1 protein-coding gene is annotated in these 603 nt (G+C 67.8%); it reads left to right on the forward strand.

The features are described from left to right. Positions 1-199 precede the first annotated feature (199 nt). Positions 200-603: hypothetical protein (locus tag MFF58_RS31930; protein ID WP_238294346.1), on the forward strand; the 404-nt coding region annotated here is incomplete at its 3' end.

Here is a 603-nt window from a genome sequence, read left to right on the forward strand (position 1 = left end):
CGGGAGTAGCTGACGAACAACTCTGTCCCTTTGCGATTGTACGACAGGCTAAACCAATCAATTGGAGGAAACCTGTATGCGACCGCTCAACCGGCTCTGCGGGGCCGCAGCCCTGTCTACCCTCAGCTTCCTCCCGGCTGCCGCGCTCGCCCAGGAAGGTGGTCCTTGCACGGATGACATCGCAAAGCTGAGGCGCGAGATGGACGCTCAGGTCGGCATGGGAGCGCCGACCTCCGAACCCGACTACGGCCAACGGAAGGGGCCGCAGGAAACATCAGGTCAGCAGGCAGCCAACACGACCGGCAACACTGCCAAGCCAATGGGGACGCCGGAGACCGATCGTGCGCAGAAGGGCGGCGCCTCGCGCGAGAGCGGCGGCACGCCCGGTACCGTCGGCGGTGTCTCGGGACCGGTCGGCGCAGCGAACGGGACGGGCCAAGCCGATGCCGTGGCCTCCGGGCGCGTGGCGACCTCACCAGAAGACGTCCGCCGCCAATCGGAGAACAGGCCGACGGCGGCGGCTGCGGCCGCACAGGGTGGGGATGCCAAGGCGTCTCCGGGCCAGTCGTCCGAGGACAAGGTCTCGCAGGCCAAGACGGCCGT

Source organism: Methylobacterium longum (assembly GCF_022179385.1).
GTDB lineage: Bacteria > Pseudomonadota > Alphaproteobacteria > Rhizobiales > Beijerinckiaceae > Methylobacterium > Methylobacterium longum.